This window comes from Rothia sp. HMSC067H10, from assembly GCF_001810635.1.
Classification (GTDB): Bacteria; Actinomycetota; Actinomycetes; order Actinomycetales; family Micrococcaceae; genus Rothia; species Rothia dentocariosa.
The window spans coordinates 638,927-655,700 of the sequence record NZ_KV802317.1 but is presented as its reverse complement, the minus strand read 5'-3'; the positions used below and the strand labels follow the sequence as shown (position 1 = coordinate 655,700).

General features: G+C 52.2%; 15 protein-coding genes. 5 read left to right on the top strand and 10 right to left on the bottom strand.

Annotated features, from left to right (window positions below; all coding sequences use genetic code 11):
• Positions 1-109 precede the first annotated feature (109 nt).
• Positions 110-1,582 (top strand): NADP-dependent phosphogluconate dehydrogenase, encoded by a 1,473-nt coding sequence (gndA, locus tag HMPREF2756_RS09825; RefSeq protein ID WP_070620752.1) that lies wholly within the window; start codon positions 110-112, stop codon positions 1,580-1,582.
• Positions 1,583-1,922: 340 nt separating this feature from the next.
• Here gndA and epsC read toward each other — a convergent pair whose 3' ends face one another.
• The 9 genes from epsC to HMPREF2756_RS09785 form a co-directional block, all read right to left on the bottom strand.
• A complete protein-coding gene (gene epsC, locus HMPREF2756_RS09820; RefSeq protein ID WP_070620749.1) occupies positions 1,923-2,507 on the bottom strand; it encodes a serine O-acetyltransferase EpsC in 585 nt (194 codons plus the stop codon).
• Between the two features lie 215 nt (positions 2,508-2,722).
• Positions 2,723-3,658, bottom strand: coding sequence for a cysteine synthase A (cysK, locus tag HMPREF2756_RS09815; protein ID WP_004004913.1), 936 nt, complete (start codon positions 3,656-3,658; stop codon positions 2,723-2,725).
• 261 nt (positions 3,659-3,919) lie between these two features.
• Positions 3,920-4,531 (bottom strand): DUF6318 family protein, encoded by a 612-nt coding sequence (locus HMPREF2756_RS09810; protein ID WP_246825916.1) that lies wholly within the window; start codon positions 4,529-4,531, stop codon positions 3,920-3,922.
• A gap of 469 nt (positions 4,532-5,000) precedes the next feature.
• Positions 5,001-5,750 (bottom strand): DUF6318 family protein, encoded by a 750-nt coding sequence (locus HMPREF2756_RS09805; protein WP_070620743.1) that lies wholly within the window; start codon positions 5,748-5,750, stop codon positions 5,001-5,003.
• 250 nt (positions 5,751-6,000) lie between these two features.
• Positions 6,001-6,621, bottom strand: coding sequence for a DUF6318 family protein (locus tag HMPREF2756_RS09800; RefSeq protein WP_004004910.1), 621 nt, complete (start codon positions 6,619-6,621; stop codon positions 6,001-6,003).
• Positions 6,622-6,967: 346 nt separating this feature from the next.
• A complete protein-coding gene (locus HMPREF2756_RS09795) occupies positions 6,968-7,507 on the bottom strand; it encodes a DUF6318 family protein (RefSeq protein ID WP_141747850.1) in 540 nt (179 codons plus the stop codon).
• Positions 7,500-7,778 carry a hypothetical protein gene (locus HMPREF2756_RS11205; protein WP_141747849.1) on the bottom strand — a complete coding sequence of 93 codons (279 nt, stop codon included), beginning with the start codon at positions 7,776-7,778 and terminating at the stop codon, positions 7,500-7,502. Before HMPREF2756_RS11205 ends, HMPREF2756_RS09795 begins: the two co-directional genes overlap by 8 nt.
• A 121-nt stretch (positions 7,779-7,899) precedes the next feature.
• Positions 7,900-8,613 carry a DUF6318 family protein gene (locus HMPREF2756_RS09790; RefSeq protein ID WP_070620737.1) on the bottom strand — a complete coding sequence of 238 codons (714 nt, stop codon included), beginning with the start codon at positions 8,611-8,613 and terminating at the stop codon, positions 7,900-7,902.
• Positions 8,614-8,651: 38 nt separating this feature from the next.
• Entirely contained in the window at positions 8,652-9,473 is an 822-nt protein-coding gene (locus tag HMPREF2756_RS09785) for a DUF6318 family protein (protein WP_246825915.1), read from the bottom strand.
• A 256-nt stretch (positions 9,474-9,729) separates the two neighbouring features.
• Here HMPREF2756_RS09785 and HMPREF2756_RS09780 point away from each other — a divergent pair, with 256 nt between their 5' ends.
• A complete protein-coding gene (locus HMPREF2756_RS09780; RefSeq protein ID WP_070620734.1) occupies positions 9,730-11,613 on the top strand; it encodes a dynamin family protein in 1,884 nt (627 codons plus the stop codon).
• Positions 11,610-13,391 carry a dynamin family protein gene (locus HMPREF2756_RS09775; RefSeq protein WP_070620731.1) on the top strand — a complete coding sequence of 594 codons (1,782 nt, stop codon included), beginning with the start codon at positions 11,610-11,612 and terminating at the stop codon, positions 13,389-13,391. Before HMPREF2756_RS09780 ends, HMPREF2756_RS09775 begins: the two co-directional genes overlap by 4 nt.
• Before the next feature lie 79 nt (positions 13,392-13,470).
• On the opposite strand, the gene HMPREF2756_RS09770 is transcribed toward HMPREF2756_RS09775, so the two are convergent.
• Entirely contained in the window at positions 13,471-14,310 is an 840-nt protein-coding gene (locus HMPREF2756_RS09770; RefSeq protein WP_371440705.1) for an IclR family transcriptional regulator, read from the bottom strand.
• A gap of 200 nt (positions 14,311-14,510) precedes the next feature.
• Between HMPREF2756_RS09770 and leuC the strand changes: the two genes are divergently transcribed.
• Both leuC and leuD read left to right on the top strand, forming a co-directional pair.
• On the top strand, positions 14,511-15,995 hold the full coding sequence (gene leuC / locus HMPREF2756_RS09765) for a 3-isopropylmalate dehydratase large subunit (RefSeq protein ID WP_048778287.1): 1,485 nt from the start codon (positions 14,511-14,513) through the stop codon (positions 15,993-15,995).
• A gap of 11 nt (positions 15,996-16,006) precedes the next feature.
• Complete coding sequence (gene leuD, locus HMPREF2756_RS09760; protein WP_048778289.1) at positions 16,007-16,600, top strand: 3-isopropylmalate dehydratase small subunit; 594 nt, start codon at positions 16,007-16,009, stop codon at positions 16,598-16,600.
• The last annotated feature ends 174 nt before the right edge of the window (positions 16,601-16,774 follow it).

The window sequence follows — 16,774 nt, the reverse complement described above, 5'->3', positions numbered from 1 at the left end:
TGCTCACAATAATTATTCAAAGACTGCCGAATGTTATTCCTGTCTAATCCAAACGCTTAATTCCTTGGATACACGCGGATAAAACGTAAAACAGCGTATTCTTGTATACATGACTGAAAACAAGAAGGCACAGATTGGTGTTACCGGGCTTGCCGTCATGGGCGCTAACCTAGCGCGCAACCTGGCACGTAACGGGTACACCGTAGCACTGCATAACCGTTCTGTTGAGAAGACTGATGCCTTGCTCTCTGAGCACGGCGCAGACGGTGACTTCATCCGCACCGAGTCACTTCAAGGTTTGGTTGACTCGCTCGAATCTCCCCGCCGCATCCTGATTATGGTAAAGGCGGGTGCCCCCGTAGACGCTGTTATTGAGCAGTTAACTCCTCTTCTTGATGAGGGGGACATTATTATTGACGGCGGTAACTCTCATTTCCCCGATACTATTCGCCGTGAACGATCTCTTGCAGAAAAAGGTATGCACTTTGTGGGCGTCGGCGTTTCTGGCGGCGAAGAAGGTGCCCTCTGGGGACCTTCGATTATGCCGGGCGGTTCGGCTGAATCCTACAAGCACATAGGTCCTATGTTAGAGAAAATTTCAGCAAAAGCGCCGCAGGATGGTTCTCCCTGTTGCGCCTGGATCTCTACCGATGGCGCAGGACATTTCGTCAAAATGGTGCATAACGGAATTGAGTACGCCGATATGCAGGTTATTGGCGAAGCCTACGATATTCTACGTTCTGTTGCAGGTATTGAACCCGCCGAGCAGGCTGAAATCTTCAAGAAATGGAATGAGACCGATCTCAGCTCATATCTGATTGAGATTACCTCGGAAGTCTTGGCACAGGTTGATGCGAAGACCGGTAAACCGTTGGTAGACGTTATTCTTGACCAGGCCGGTCAGAAGGGTACCGGTCGTTGGACCGTTCAGGCTGCTCTTGACTTGGGAGCTCCAGTATCCGCTATCGCTGAATCTGTCTTCGCTCGTGCCCTGTCTTCTTCAGATGTTAAGGCGCGTGCACAGGCTCAGCAGGAACTTCCTGCTGGTCTCATCGCGACCACCGGAGTCGGTGCAGGCGATCCCGAATTTGTCGAAGACGTGCGCCGTGCGCTCTTTGCCTCAAAACTGGTGGCGTATGCACAGGGTATGGATATGATCGCTCGTGCCGGGCAGGAATACGGCTGGGAACTGCACCTTGACACTATCGCATCGCTTTGGCGTGCTGGATGCATTATTCGCGCGGAGCTTCTGGGCGATATTATGGCGGCTTATGCGGGCGAGGTACCGGCCAATATGCTTCTCGCACCCGCCTTCAAGAATCTGATGGAAGAGCTTGTTCCTTCTTGGCGCCGTGTGGTTGCAAAGGCTACCGCGTTGGGTGTACCGGTTCCGGTCTTCTCCTCGGCGCTCTCTTACTATGACGGACTGCGCCGTGACCGTCTGCCCGCAGCCCTTATTCAGGCGCAGCGTGACTTCTTTGGAGCGCACACCTATGGACGTGTGGATGCAGAAGGCGCATTTCACACTATGTGGAGTGGTGACCGTTCAGAAGTAAACGCTGCAGATATCCACGTTCACTAGAACCTGGATCTTAAGAACAGCGTCAATAAAAGGGGTGTGGCTGCTTTCTCACGAAGCAGCCACACCCCTTTTTGCCTGTGTTTTGTCCGTATGCGCGCGATCCAGTGACCGACAAGACTGAGAATCTTGAGAACACGCTGCGAGCAATGATGCTCCGTCTGCCTAAAGAAGACCTGGAGTCGTGGGTGGTTCACACGGGTAACACCGGATTATCGGTGGGTTTAATGACCTTATTCAGGGTACAGAAACCTTATATTGTAGTAGTTGCACTATTGAGGTTTGCAGCGAGATGCCGTCATAGATAAAACACCACAAACCTCATAGAGAGCACCACTCAAGATTAGATCCACATTGCTGGGTCGATATACTCCACAGCATCGACCAGAGGCTTCTTCTTCTCGGGTGTACGCAGACGATGTTTCGCAGGGATACCCGTAATTATGGAATCACGCGGATGATCGTTTACCACCACGGCATTTGCTCCGATAGCGCTATCTGCCCCAATAACTACTGGCCCCAAAACCTTAGCACCAGCACCGATTGTTACTCTATCTTCAATCGTAGGATGGCGCTTAACTTTTTCAAGCGAACGGCCACCGAGAGTAACGCCGTGATAGAGCATCACATCATCACCTATTTCGGCGGTCTCACCAATAACGATACCCATGCCATGATCGATAAAAAAACGCCGCCCAATGGCAGCACCCGGATGGATCTCGACACCGGTCAAAAAACGGGTGAGCTGCGAGAGGGTACGAGCTAGAGATTTCGTGCTGTCCTTCTGCCAAAGTTTGTGTGTAAGCCGGTGGACCCATATCGCATGCATGCCCGAATAGTTAAGCATGATTTCGCCAGCCCCACGCGCCGCTGGATCATGCTCTCGAACATTTTCAATGTCTTCGCGCAGACGGGCAAAAAATCCCATAATCTTCTTTCTGTTACAGTAAATACTTCCCCAAGGTACCAACATCGAAGCCTGTTTTCATATTAGGCGCGCCTGCGCCGCACAATATTGATGTTGACCCTTTATTGCGTACAACTATAAAAGAATGCTGAAATTCCCTATTCTTCTCTGAGCAGAGGAAACGCCCCACAGCACCGTAGCGAACGGAAGCGTGGGGCGTTGTTTCTTGAGGAAGGTTAGCCACGGATATCTTCGTAGAGTACCGTAGAGATATAACGTTCACCGAAGTCGGGAACAACTGCAACGATCAGCTTATCCTTATTTTCGGACTTCTTAGCTTCTTCCAATGCTGCATAGACGGCTGCGCCGGAAGAAATACCGCCCAGGATACCCTCCTGGGTTGCTAGTGCGCGGGAAGTACGGATCGCTTCTTCACCAGATACTGCGATGACCGAATCATAGATTTCGCGGTCGAGGGTGTCAGGCACAAAGTTAGCGCCCAAGCCCTGAATCTTGTGCGGACCAACGCGTCCTTCAGACAGGAGCGGTGAATCCTGAGGTTCAACGGCAACAATCTGCAGGTTAGGGTTCTTCTCCTTCAGGTACTTGCCTGCACCAGAGATAGTACCCCCGGTACCGATACCCGATACGAAAATATCAATCTTGCCGTCAGTCGCATCCCAAATTTCAGGGCCGGTGGTCTTATAGTGAATAGCAGGGTTTGCCTCATTGGAGAACTGCGATGCGAGAATTGCGTTGTCCGTGGTGGCAACGATTTCCTGTGCCTTCTCGACAGCGCCGCGCATGCCGTCGGTGCCGGGAGTAAGAACAATTTTCGCACCATAAGCGCGAAGCAGTACTCGACGTTCAGCCGACATTGTCTCGGGCATTGTCAAAATAACGTTGTATCCGCGTGCTGCACCAACCATTGCAAGCGCAATACCAGTGTTTCCAGAAGTACCTTCGACAATAGTGCCGCCGGGTTTGAGGGCTCCTGCTTCTTCAGCGGCATCAATGATGGCGCGACCGATGCGGTCTTTCACAGAGCCTGCGGGGTTGTAGAATTCGAGTTTGACGGCTACGTTGCCGGGCAAACCAGCATCGAGGCGGTTGAGTCGAACAAGGGGAGTCTGACCAATAGCATCAACAATGCTGTTTACGATCTCTGCCACAGTATTTAATCCTTTAGTGTGTGGTGAAAAATCCTATTGATTTTCCGGGGAACCTTGGGTACGTGAGAAACTTTACTACGCTGTGGGTAGCGGTGTAAGTTTACCCGTCACAGTTCGTAATATGCTGCTGATTTGGGAATAAAAACGCTGGCGGTGGTGTAGCAGGCAATAATTTTTCACCCTTAATAGTCCGCGTGCCGTATATATTTCCCATTGGAAAATTATACGGCACGGCGTTCCTTCTCGAGGTTCTAAGCGGTATTAATGGTCGAGTGAAAGAATAGTCCAAGCGTTATTCTGGTACTTTGCTTTGATATCGATATCTTGATCTAGATTTAATCTGTTGTTTTGAGTGTCGGTTGCCGTACCGTCTTTAACAGTCCATGCGCCAAAATCGACTTTGAAATGACCCGGCCAGGTATATGTGTCACCATCTTTGGTGGGAGAACCAGCTTTGAGGGCGATGGTTACAACGGGGTTATCGGTCCACGTAGTACCCCCGAGAAAAGGGGAATTAGACATAAAGAATACTTTGGTTCTCTCAGGAACATTGACCTCTTGAAGATAGCTCGTATCTCCAGTGCGCAGTGCATATTGCATAGCAGCGGCGGCAAAAGCGAGGGTTGAGTATAGCCCGCCGGTTGAATCATCGTTGATGTCTTGAGGCTTCTTGGGTTTTGGAACATTCTGCGCTGGGTGCTCCTTTGTCGCGGGCTCGTAAGAACCTGCAGATTCGTCATAGGAATCAAGTTTGACTTCGCCTTGGTAATCTTTGCCGCATGCGGTGAGCGTTGGAATAACCGCGAGACTCAGTATTCCTAAAGTGGTAAATCTGAGCGTGTTACGGCGGGAAAATACCCCGGAAGTAGGCATGATGAAGTAGTCCTCTCTCATGGGATGTGTTGGTGATGGTTTTAGCTTACCTAAACTTTATTATTTGGTACAAGCTTTTAATGTATTTTGCACAAAGTTAACACGCACTCTAAACGCTTTTGTTCGAGTCGCATTTATACAAGCGTGAAAAGACAGCATTTTGACGAGCAAGTGACTGACTGCTAGCTGCTTGTAGAACTAGAGTTAAGCACAAGAATCGAGAGAGTCGTCGCACACATCCTGATACCCGCGTTGTGTCGTCTGCTGGACTCTTGTTAATTGGTATCTTTTCGGTACGAAGACTGCTGCTTTGGCGGGTAGGGGGAGCCTCACATAAATATTTTTCTGCCGCACATATTTTTGGTGTGCGGTACAGAAAAGAGATTTGAAAAATAATCGGAAAGATATAAAAACACCGTATACTCAACGTTTGTGAGTATACGGTGTTGTGTTTGCGGAACGATATCTATTAGTCGATATCCATGTGTAGATCCCACACGTTATTGATGTAGCGGCCAACAGCCTCGCCCTGCATACGTACGTAGCGTTTATCAGAAGGGGTGTCTTGCTCTTTACCCTTATTGAAGAGTTTTTCGCCCAAATCAATGGTGAAATCGACGGTCCAGTTATAGGCACCCTGCGCGATAGTAGGCTGCTTGCTGCTAATAACCATTGTGGCCGAAGGCTTTTCGTACCATGTCTTTTCTTCAATACCCTTCGCTGTACGATCGGCGTATTTCTGGAGTGCATTCAGGGTATCAGCATCGGTGCTGACTTCCCGAACATACTTCATATCGCCGGTCTGCAGGAGGTAATCGACAGCAGCACCAAAATATGCAAGCGCAGAGGCGAATCCTGCAACTGTGTTTTGGTGCATTGCTTCGGGAATAACGGGGGTGGGTACGTTCTGCGCGGGAGATTCCGCCGTAGCGGGCTGGTACTCTCCGGGGGTTTCGTACTGCTCTAGCTTAGCGACTCCGGAGTAGTCTTTACCGTCGTTGACGAGTTCTGTAGGAGTCGGGGTGGGGGTAGGTGATTCGGAAGCTGAGGGGGTAGCAGAAGCTGAAGAGGAAGCGCTGGAGCTCTTCGTCTGAGAAGTGCTTGCGGAGGCTGAAGAATTAGATTCTTCTTTCTTATCGCTGCCGCACGCCGCTAAGAACGCGACACTTCCCACACTGAGAATCCCCAATGCTGCACGACGATTCAGAGCCGAAGACATCGTTATACCTTTCGTGTGAATGCATTAATCCCGTATAAGTCTAAACGTAAAACAAAACGAGATACTTGATTGTACCGAGGAATGTGACCTAACCCTAACCGAAGGTGAGTAACGTTACCGTATAAGGTAATACCTGGCATGGAGAGGGCATGGGTCTCATACGCACTTAAAATGCCCGGGCAAAGGCTTATTGCCATGCCCAGCGCAGACTTAGAAGTCCCGTATTTTTCTCTAGAGAATCCGGTGAAGACTAGTCAGCAATGTCCCGAATAGCCCATGCGCCATCGGTGTATTTCGCCTTGATTTTTCCTTCACTTGTGACTTTTTGCTCATTTTCTGGAACGTTGATTGCTCTGTGTTGAGCGACCGCCCAGTCGCCCTTGGTGAGTGTGAGCTTTGCAGGCCAAAAGTATTCGTTGTCCTTTTGCTCCGGCTGATCGGTAGTGAGCTCAATCGTAACCGTGGGATTGGAGAGCCAGGTAGAACCATCGGTGATCTCTTCGATGGAATCTACAGTATGTTCTAGCTTGACCTCTTTGAGGTACTGGGCATCGCCCGTAATAAGCCGGTATTGCAGTGCAGCTGCAAAGAACGCGATAGTCGAGTAAAGGCCTGCTACTGAGTTGTCATTCATATTATTAGGCTTGACAGGTTTGGGTACGTTCCGTGCCGGATGCTCGCGTGACGCTAATTCATAAGTTCCGGCAGATGTATCGTAGCTATCAAGCTTAGCCTCGCCCTTATAGCTCGATCTTTCGGCGCTGTTTTGCGACGTATTGCTACACGCAGAGAGTACGGTGATTCCGCCCAGTCCAACAGTACCGAGGGCGGTGGTGCGCAGGAGTATTCGGCGCGAAAAAGTGAAAGACATAAAATGCCCCTTCAACGTTGAAATAGCACTAGCTTCTCAAGTGTAGCTCTACATGGAAGACGCCCTGGCAAGATAGATATAGGGGACCCGCGAAATAGTTATACGTTGCTGTGCAGGAACCCCAATAGTTCACAGGGAAAGTAACACTGCTGCGCAGATAATACCGTATATGCAGGGCTCTTCGACATGTGAGGGAAAATACATATCTAGAGGGTATATGTCGAGACATAAAACCCTTAGTTTGACTTTGAAGAACGCAAGGTGAAGAGCAGGAATTCAAAATACCCAGCCTCCGGGTTTCTGCATCACCAGAGCCTCGGAGGCTGGGCAAGGATAACGACAGCTACTATTTCTCGGGATTAGCTGCCGGTTCTCCGGTTGCCGCAGGGTCCGAGGCTCCACCCGTTGCCGATGCAGCAGGACTTGCTGCCGCATTTCCCGAGCTCTTCGTGCCATAGGATAGATTGAGCTCCCAGGATTTCGTGGTGGGGTTATAGCGACCACGGAAATCACAGTCCTGGGTAGAGACTCGCTCTTCCTCCTTAACCGGTTTTATTTCGCCGTTTGCCACGCTTTCAGCACCGTAATCGAACGTGTAGACGCTTTTGAAGAGCAGATTTCCATCGCTCATAATAGCGGGCTGTGATTCCTTGAGCTCGTACCAGGCAGATGGATCTACATACCAGGTTTTCTGTTCAATTCCTTGAGCGATGGATTTAGCAAGCGCCTCATTTTCTTGGGCATCGTTACCTGCAAGTTTGACCTTTTTTACGGCGTCAAGGCTGCCGGTTTTCACTAGGTAATCCATGGCTGCAGCATAGTAAGCGACGGTCGCGTGGAAGCCTGTCACGCTATTTTCGTTGGTGTTATCAGGCAGCTTAGGCATAGGTGCGTTTTTGTGGGGGATGTTCGGTGTTGCCTGGTTCATAAGTGCTACCCGGTTCAAAATTGTCAAATGTAATACGCCCGGAATAGTTATTGCCGTCGTCGCTATACCCGTGTGGGTTTGAGGATTTTGGGCTTGGTGCAGAGCCGTTAGCGTTATTGCCGTTTGATGTGTTGGTGGAGCTGTTCGAGGAACAAGCGGCGAGCATAGTGAGTCCGGCACCTGCTAAAACGGCTGTAACACCTTGTCTGCGAGTTAAGTGCTGTGACATGGAAGCCTTTCGATGATTATGAGGGTTAAAGCGCATAGGCACCTTCACCCGGATGCGGTTGGAGAAGAAAATATTATGTCTCTATATTCTCATGCGGAGGTGCCGCTGAGCCTTCTTAGTTCTAGGACGGACTCGCGCCTGCCGTGGACTGCTGGTCACGAACTGTGAGCGTGAGGGACCAGGCTTCTTTCTCGAAGGTGCCTTGGATAGTACCCGCATAGTGGAATTTCTGCTGCTCGGCAGGTATTGCACTGGCCTGAGAGTTGACGACCTGCTGTTCTCCCAAACTGATATCGAGGGTGTATCGCCAATCTTTTCGATAATCGTTCACGGCTGTTGGCATGCGTGAGGTGAGGGAGAGCGTGGCTTGAGGAGAAACATACCAGCTTTTGGCAGCCTGACTCTCACCAGTCTCGTCAGTGAAAAGCAGGAGAGCTTTGGTGAACTCGGGGTTGATCGTGATGACTTCCAGAGGATTGGTGTCACCGGTAGCCAAGAGATAATTGAGTGCCGCATTGAGGTAACCGATGGTATCGTAAAAACCTGCAATGGAGTTTTTGCCCATATTCTCTGTTTTGATGGGGACCGGAACGTTTTGCGCAGGATGCTCTGCGTTTGCGGGCACATAAGTACCTGCTGAGGTGTTGAAGCTCTCGAAAGCCACCTCACCGCTAAAATCGCTGCGTACATACTGACTTACCGAAGGGTCACTCGTAGCATGAGTTTGCTGGTTTCGAGAGCATGCGACTATCAAAGTGGTGGCTGCAGTGCCGAATAACCCTGCCCCAACGGTACGTAATACACAACGTCGGGAATAGGGAAGTGAAGTTATCACGCGGAACCTTTCACGTTGAGAAATAAAGGATTAGGGGTTTAGTAATCGGCGGGTATGGTACTCACCTTTGGGGTATAGGTAGAAGTCGGTTGTGGAGCGGGTGTATAGGCTCGTGTGGGCTTTGCCGCTGGGTCGAACTGCTGTGGGGAGATGATGAGCCACCTGTCCTTCACCCATTGGGCGTAGAGAGCCGTAAAATCGCGTATTTCATCCTGCGAAAGCGGTTTCGTCACGTTTGTCGTTTTATTGATGAGCGTTCCGTTTTCCTGGGTAGCGGTGCATTCCCACGAGAATTTGCCGTTATGCTCTGTCGGTTTCTCCGAGACGGAGATCTTCCAGGTACCTCCAACGATCCAACTATTATTAGGCTCGGCGTACAGAGTTTCCCAGGTCTTAAGTCGCTCAAGATCGACGGTGTTTTCGCTGTGTACCACTTTGAAAGCAGGGGTGAGATCTCCAGTCATGCGTGCATAGTTAATACACGCCACATAATAGGCGAAGGTGTTTCGCAGCCCCTGAAAATCCTCTTTGAACATCAGGTCGTCTTCTTGGGGGATGGGAACGTTCTGAGCCTTGTGATCGGCAGTTGCCGGGTCTGCTTGGGGAACCGGAACGACCTTTTCCCCGGTTTCGGGGTTCATACTGGGAGTGACCGGGGTGGCGGAATCGTAACGTTGCCAGAGTAGCTCTCCCGAAAGATTTCCATAGTGCGCGCCTGTCTCTGAGGGGGATGCTCCCTCAGCGGTTGCTAAACCAGCGGCAGAATCAGAGGAATCGCTAGAGGCACATGAAACTAATAATGGCGCGGCGGCAACGGTGCTGCCAGTAAAGATGAAGAACTGGCGACGTGAAGGGCGCATAGCAACTCCCAAAATATCGTTATTTCCAGAAAAACTGAAACCCGGGTTTAGTGTGTAAAACCAGACTAGGGCGTGGTGGGTGAAAGCACAAACGTACAGCGACCTAAACCGTGATATTAGGCTAGAGTTACGCAAAATACAGCGCTTCGACTCTGTTTACGGCACCTAAAATTCGTGAGGTAAGCAACTTAAACTCACAGGAAACACTCTAAGTTTCCTCAGCAAGCATGCAGTAAAGTGTGAAACAATAGCGCACGTGCAACACACAAACGATGAGCGTGTATACTTTGCACGCAAACTCCTAAATGAGCTCACTCTACCCCTCGATACCGCCGATGTTACCCGGGCGAGGGAACAAGTGCGTTCTCTGAGTAAACAGTACGACGATTACATCCTGCCGCGGCTTAACGCCTGGGAAGCACCCCTTACCGTGGTTGTTGGTGGTTCTACGGGTGCCGGTAAATCGACTTTGGTGAATACCTTGATGGGAACCCCCGTATCCCGTTCCAGTGCGCTTCGCCCCACCACTCGGCAGCCAATCTTGCTTTATCGGGCTGAAGACTCCGAATACCTGACCCCCGAACGTTTTCTGCCTACCCTAGAACGGCAGGAGATGCCAACTATCTCTGAAACTTCACCACACCAGAGTGACGTTCAGGAGTTGCCAGGTGCCGAACATCATCTGCAAGATACGCTTATCAGCGTGCAAACTAACGCTCTGCCGCGCGACATCACCCTGATCGATGCCCCCGATATTGATTCGGTCTCCGACGAGAACCGCAGGCTTGCCAACGAGCTCTTATCTGCCGCCGACCTGTGGCTCTTCGTCACAACTGCTAACCGTTATGCGGATGCCGTACCCTGGGATTTGCTGCATCGCGCTGCCCAGCGCAATATTGCTGTAGCAGTCGTTCTCAACCGAGTTCCCGAAGGGGCTGCGGGTGAGATCGAGTCCGACCTTATGCGAATGCTCACCGAAGCCGGTATAACACCGGTTATTCTGCATAGTATCCATGAACAGCCGCGGGACGAACAGGGGATGCTGCCCGCAGAAGCGGTAACGCCTCTAACATCCTGGCTTGAGCAGCTTGGTGCGGATGCGCCAGCCCGTGCAGCGATCGCGCGTCGCACCCTGGCGGGCGCTATCACCGGTACCGGTAACTCTCTGCAAGAACTTGCTGATGCACAAACCCGTCAGGTGGAAACCTACACCGGATTAGAAACTGCGGTGACCTTAGCCTATGAGGATGCGCTCGCCCGTGTGGAAGATTCTCTCACTGACGGCTCATTGCTTCGCGGCGAGGTTCTGGCCCGGTGGCACGATTTTGTGGGAACGGGCGACTTCTTCCGCTCTTTGGAGAACCGCATCGGACGGCTGCGGGACAGGTTTGCCGGAATGTTGACCGGTAAACCGGCAGCGACCACGCGGGTTGAGCAGGCTCTCGAAACGGGTCTGCACGCCGTTGTTCTTGATGCTGCTCAACGTGCGCATGAGACTATCCGTCGAAGCTGGGGAGCGGAACGAGCAGGGCGCGTACTCTTACAGAATATTGACGAGATCCCGTACCCTCCGCACAGCACCCAGGCTCGTGCGGAGCTTGATGAGACTATCGCCGCAGAAATACGAGCCTGGCAAAGTTCTGTACTTGATATGATCCGTGCTGAAGGCAGCAGCAAACGCCAGCGAGCGCGCGTGCTCTCCCTGGGTGTTAACGCGACGGCGGTGCTGCTCATGATGGTGGCTTTTTCGGCGACTGGCGGACTCACCGGCATCGAAATTGGTATTGCGGGAGGATCTGGGGTCGTTGGATCTAAGCTTCTTGAATCGGTCTTCGGCGAGGATGCTGTGCGCCGCATGGCGACTCGCGCTCGCAGTGATCTAGTGGCACGCCTAGAAACCCTGCTCAAACGGCAATCCGAAAACTACCGGCAGGTGCTTTCTTCCCGTGAACCGCACGTACAGCCGGACGAAATTCGTGTCGCTGCCGAACAGCTTCATGACTTAGGTCAAGAACTAGATCATGATCCCTTGGCTCGGCGTGAAGACTCGCCTCAAAACTCGGGGCTCGTTCAGTACATGCATGATGATACAACACAGCCATTACCTGTTAAGAACTCTCGCCAGGAGCACACACGATGAACTCATCTTTAGCATCCGCTACGCTGCGCGGGTCTTTTGAAGAACGTGCGCTTCGCCTTCACGATGCGCTCGGCCTGGGGCTTGACGTTATTCCTGATACCGTGCAGGAGAACGCATCCGCAACGCTGAGCCGTGTCATGGAACGTCGGCAGCTTTCGGCAGAACACACTATAATTGGTTTTTTCGGAGCCACCGGAAGTGGAAAATCCACCCTTTTCAATACCATTGCTGGGATGCCCCTGGCACGTACCGCCGTTACACGCCCGACTACCTCAGAAATTCAGGCGGCGATTTGGGGACGGGACGGAAGCGAAGAGCTTCTGGACTGGCTTAAGATCGAACATAGGGTCTATCCCGAGGAGAACGAATCGATACGCCAGATTCGTACCCAAACACAAAATTCGGCGGCAGATTCTGCAGCACCCCACGAAATCGTAGAGCCCGTTCCTGGCATGTGGAATAAGCTCAAAACGGCGGTTGGGCGTGGGCAGACCCGTACACGATCTGGCGGGCTGATCCTGCTGGATCTGCCCGACCTTGACTCGGTAGCGCATCACCACCGGGAGCAGGTAGAGTGCATGCTCTCCTATGTGGATGTGCTGGTGTGGGTCCTCGACCCCCAAAAGTACGCGGATGCGGCGGTGCACCACGATTTTCTGGCTCCTCTCTCCACTCGTGGACATCGCATGGTATGCGTTCTGAACCAAGCAGATACCCTAGATTCCCATGAGGTTCCACAAGTACTTGATGCGCTCACGGAGCTTTTAGAAGCGGACGGCATTACGCCGCTGCTCATTACCGCTCCGTTCGCTCTCTCAGCGCGTACTGGTGAAGGCGTCTCTGCTCTGCGGTCGTTGTTAGGACGAGTGGCGGCTGAGAAAAATGCGGCGTATGAGCGTACTGAGGCACAGCTATATGCGATTCGCCGTGATCTTGCAGCCTATCAGGGTGGTGAAGCACCTCTTCATGAGCCTGACTACGCCGTTGATGAGCTGACGGAAGGCTGCTTTCAAGCCTGTGGGGCCGTTGAAGTTCTTGATGCTGCAGAAGCCTCGTATCGTCGTCGTGCTGTTGCCAACACAGGATGGATAGCTACGCGGTGGGTTGCTAAGTTCCGTGCCGACCCGCTTAAACGCTTGCATCTTGGAAACGATACTGCGGGCACTCATAGCGCGAGTGAATCTGCACCACAGAAATCTCCGATGCATCTAACGGCTAGTTCGTTACCGCCGCTTACTGCAGCTCAGCAGGCAGCATTAGCTCAGGCAGCGCGCGGTTATGGTGAGTCTGTAGCCCAAAATATTGAAGCTCCCTGGAAGCAACGTATCCAGAACGCCTCCTTGACCCGAGAACAGGACTTTCCGGAGGCTTTTGAAAGGGCGATCGCGCGTGTAGACTACAACACTACCCAGTCACGTTTCTGGTGGAAGCTACTTAACACGGTGCAATGGATTGCATTTCTAAGCCTTTTGGGAGGCGTAGCCTGGCTGACTGCAATGGCGTTTGCAAGCTACCTGCAGATACCTCTGCCGCCTGCGCCTGTACCCGAAGGATCCCCTGTGCCGGTGCCCACACTTCTACTTATCTTGGGGGTGCTTTTAGGAATCCTGGGTGCCGTATTGGGTAGGGCACTGGTAAATGCGAGTGCCCGTGCATACCGGCGTTCCTTGCGAATGCGCATGATCCAACAGTGTGAAAACGCGGCACAGCAGGTTATCATAGCGCCCGTATTGGCAGAATGCGAGAAGCTCAGGCGCTATAGGCAGGCTCTGACATAAGAATGAACACCTAAACAACATGAGGGGTGTGGAACCAACTAATCGGTTCCACACCCCTCTATGGTTTTGACCTAAGCTACTATACGTTCCGAAGCGCTTGTGAAATCTTATGAGCTGCATCAACAACAACCTCGGCGTATTTGCGACCGGGCTGCATACCAAGTCTTTCGATAGGACCGGAAATAGAAACGGCTGCAATAACTTTGCCCGACGGTGAACGTACAGGAGCAGACACGGAAGCCGTGCCGCGCTCACGTTCACCTGCAGACTGCGCCCAGCCTAATCTCCGCACGGAAGCAAGCATGGCAGCGCTGAAATACGCATCTTGCAGACCTTCAACAAGGCGGCTCTGATCTTCCCACGCCAAGAGTACCTGGGCTGCGGAACCAGCCTTCATAGAGAGCTGCGTTCCTATAGGAATTGAATCATGCAGCCCAACGGGACGTTCTGCGGACGCTACGCATACGCGCCAATTTCCCTGACGCCGATAAACCTGCGCCGATTCGCCGGTCACATGGCAAAGCTGATTTAAAACCGCTCCCGAAACCGCTAGGAGGTGATCGGCACCAGCCGCATTCGCCAGTTCCATTAGGCGGGGCCCCAACATAAATCGTCCCTGAACATCGCGCGCCACCATACGGTGGTGAGAGAGCGCCACCGCCAAACGATGTGCCGTTGGACGGGCTAGCCCGGTGGCCTTAACAAGCTGCCCCAGCGTGACCGGACCAGCCTCTAGGCATGAAAGAATAAGCGCGGCTTTATCAAGTACCCCCACGCCAGAGGAGATGTTTGGTTCGACCTCAACAACCTGTTGGTCATCCGTGAGAGTATGGGGAGTCTTCAAAGGAGTCGAAAGCCCCGACGTATCGCGAGGGTGACGTGCTCCAGGCAACGGTGTAGACGATGGTGCAGATGTCATAACTCTAGTTTAGCTCAGTGCATCTCAAAATGTGGAAGATAGGGCGCACTTCATAGACTCTTCCTCTGAACCTGCCCATGATGGAGGAACCCTGAATACCAAATTTTTGAAATATATTCCAGGGTCAAGAATATATGTGTTATAAGGCACTATATGTCTATGATGGGCGGAAAGCCCGCCATATCAAAGCAGGAGGAAAAATGGCAGGGGACAATACTGCTGCGACAAGCGCTATACCCACATCTGTGAAGCGCCCGCGTACTCTCGCCGAAAAAGTCTGGGAGAACCACGTCGTGGTGCCCGGGCAAGATGGCAAACCCGACCTTCTCTATATTGACCTGCATCTTCTGCATGAGGTGACCTCGCCCCAGGCTTTTGAAGGACTACGCCTCGAAAACAGGCCTCTGCGCCGTCTCGACTTGACGATCGCAACTGAAGATCACAATACCCCCACCGAAAATATTTTCTCGACCATTGCGGATATTACTTCGCGAACCCAGATCGAAACCCTGCGTCGTAACACCGCGGAATTTGGCGTGCGCCTCCATCCGCTCGGCGATATTGAACAGGGTATCGTACACGTAGTCGGCCCGCAGCTGGGATTGACCATGCCCGGAATAACCGTCGTCTGTGGTGACTCGCACACCTCAACCCACGGGGCTTTCGGTGCGCTTGCCTTCGGTATCGGCACCTCTGAGGTTGAACATGTGATGGCAACCCAAACCCTGCCGTTGGCGCGCTTTAAAACAATGGCAATCAATGTCGAAGGAACCCTAAAACCCGGAGTAACCGCCAAAGATATTATTCTTGCCGTTATCGCTCAGATCGGTACCGGAGGCGGGCAGGGATACGTACTCGAATACCGCGGTTCTGCGATACGCTCCTTGTCTATGGAAGGGCGTATGACCATCTGCAATATGTCGATTGAGGCAGGCGCTCGTGCGGGTATGGTAGCTCCCGACGAGACTACTTTCGAGTATGTTAAAGGACGCCCTCACGCACCCAAGGGGCAAGATTGGGAGGATGCGCTCGCTTACTGGAAGACACTTCCCACCGATGAAGGTGCCGTTTTCGACAAAGAAATCTTTATTAATGCGGACGAGCTTGAGCCCTTCGTTACCTGGGGAACAAACCCCGGTCAGGGCGTGCCGCTGAGCCAAGCGGTTCCCGCACCTGAAGACTTTGAGGATGAAAACGACCAGGCAGCCGCATCCCGTGCTCTGGAGTACATGAACCTTAAAGCCGGAACTCCCATGAAAGATATTCCGGTGGACGTCGTATTCTTAGGTTCGTGCACTAACTCGCGTATTGAGGATTTACGTGCTGCCGCTGAAATCATTCGTGGGCGTACACTTGCCTCAGGCGTGCGTATGATGGTCGTTCCCGGCTCACAGAAAGTTCGCGCACAGGCCGAAGAAGAAGGCCTAGATAAAATCTTCAAAGGCTTTGGGGCAGATTGGCGCTTTGCTGGATGCTCTATGTGCTTGGGCATGAACCCCGACCAACTGGCACCGGGGGAGCGATGCGCATCTACCTCAAACCGCAACTTTGAGGGACGCCAGGGTAAAGGCGGACGAACCCATCTTGTCTCGCCGCTAGTCGCTGCCGCAACAGCGGTTCGCGGAACCCTCTCATCACCTTCTGACTTGGAACCACACGCGGACAAGGCCCCCGCAGCGGCGTAAAGGAGAACACTGTGGAACCGATTATTAAACACACCGGAGTTGGTGTTCCTTTGCGCGTCTCGAACGTGGATACCGACCAAATTATCCCGGCGGTTTACCTCAAACGCGTAACGAAAACAGGCTTTGACGATGCCCTCTTTGTGAATTGGCGTAAGAACCCCGAATTTGTTCTGAACCAGGAACCTTACAAAAATGGGTCAGTGCTGGTGGCGGGCCCCGATTTTGGCACAGGATCATCGCGTGAGCACGCGGTCTGGGCGCTTAAGGATTACGGGTTTCGAGTCGTTATATCGTCACGGTTTGCCGATATTTTCCGTGGTAACTCGGGTAAACAAGGACTCGTTGCCGCTCAGGTGGCTCAGGATGATGTCGAGTTGATTTGGAAGGCTCTTGAGCGGGAACCCGGTACCGAAATTACCGTTGATTTAGAGAATAAGACGGTAACTGTGGGTGCCCTCGTCGTGCCCTTCCAGATTGATGATTATGTGCGGTGGCGCTTGATGGAAGGGCTAGACGATATTGGTCTGACCCTTCAGAACATTGACGCCATTAAAGACTACGAGGTGCGTCGCCCCGCATGGATGCCTCGGACTCAGGAAGTCTAGTCTGGATACTCGGTGAGGTGCGTACCCTGTGACGTCAGGGTACGCACCTCACCTAGCGTTACGGGGTGTATATATAGAAACACATCATAGGTATGTTGCTGTGGTTTGACGGTTATGTGAGGTAGTTCTTCAAGAAAGTTTATGAGCGGCATCTTTGAACTATCTCGATAAACA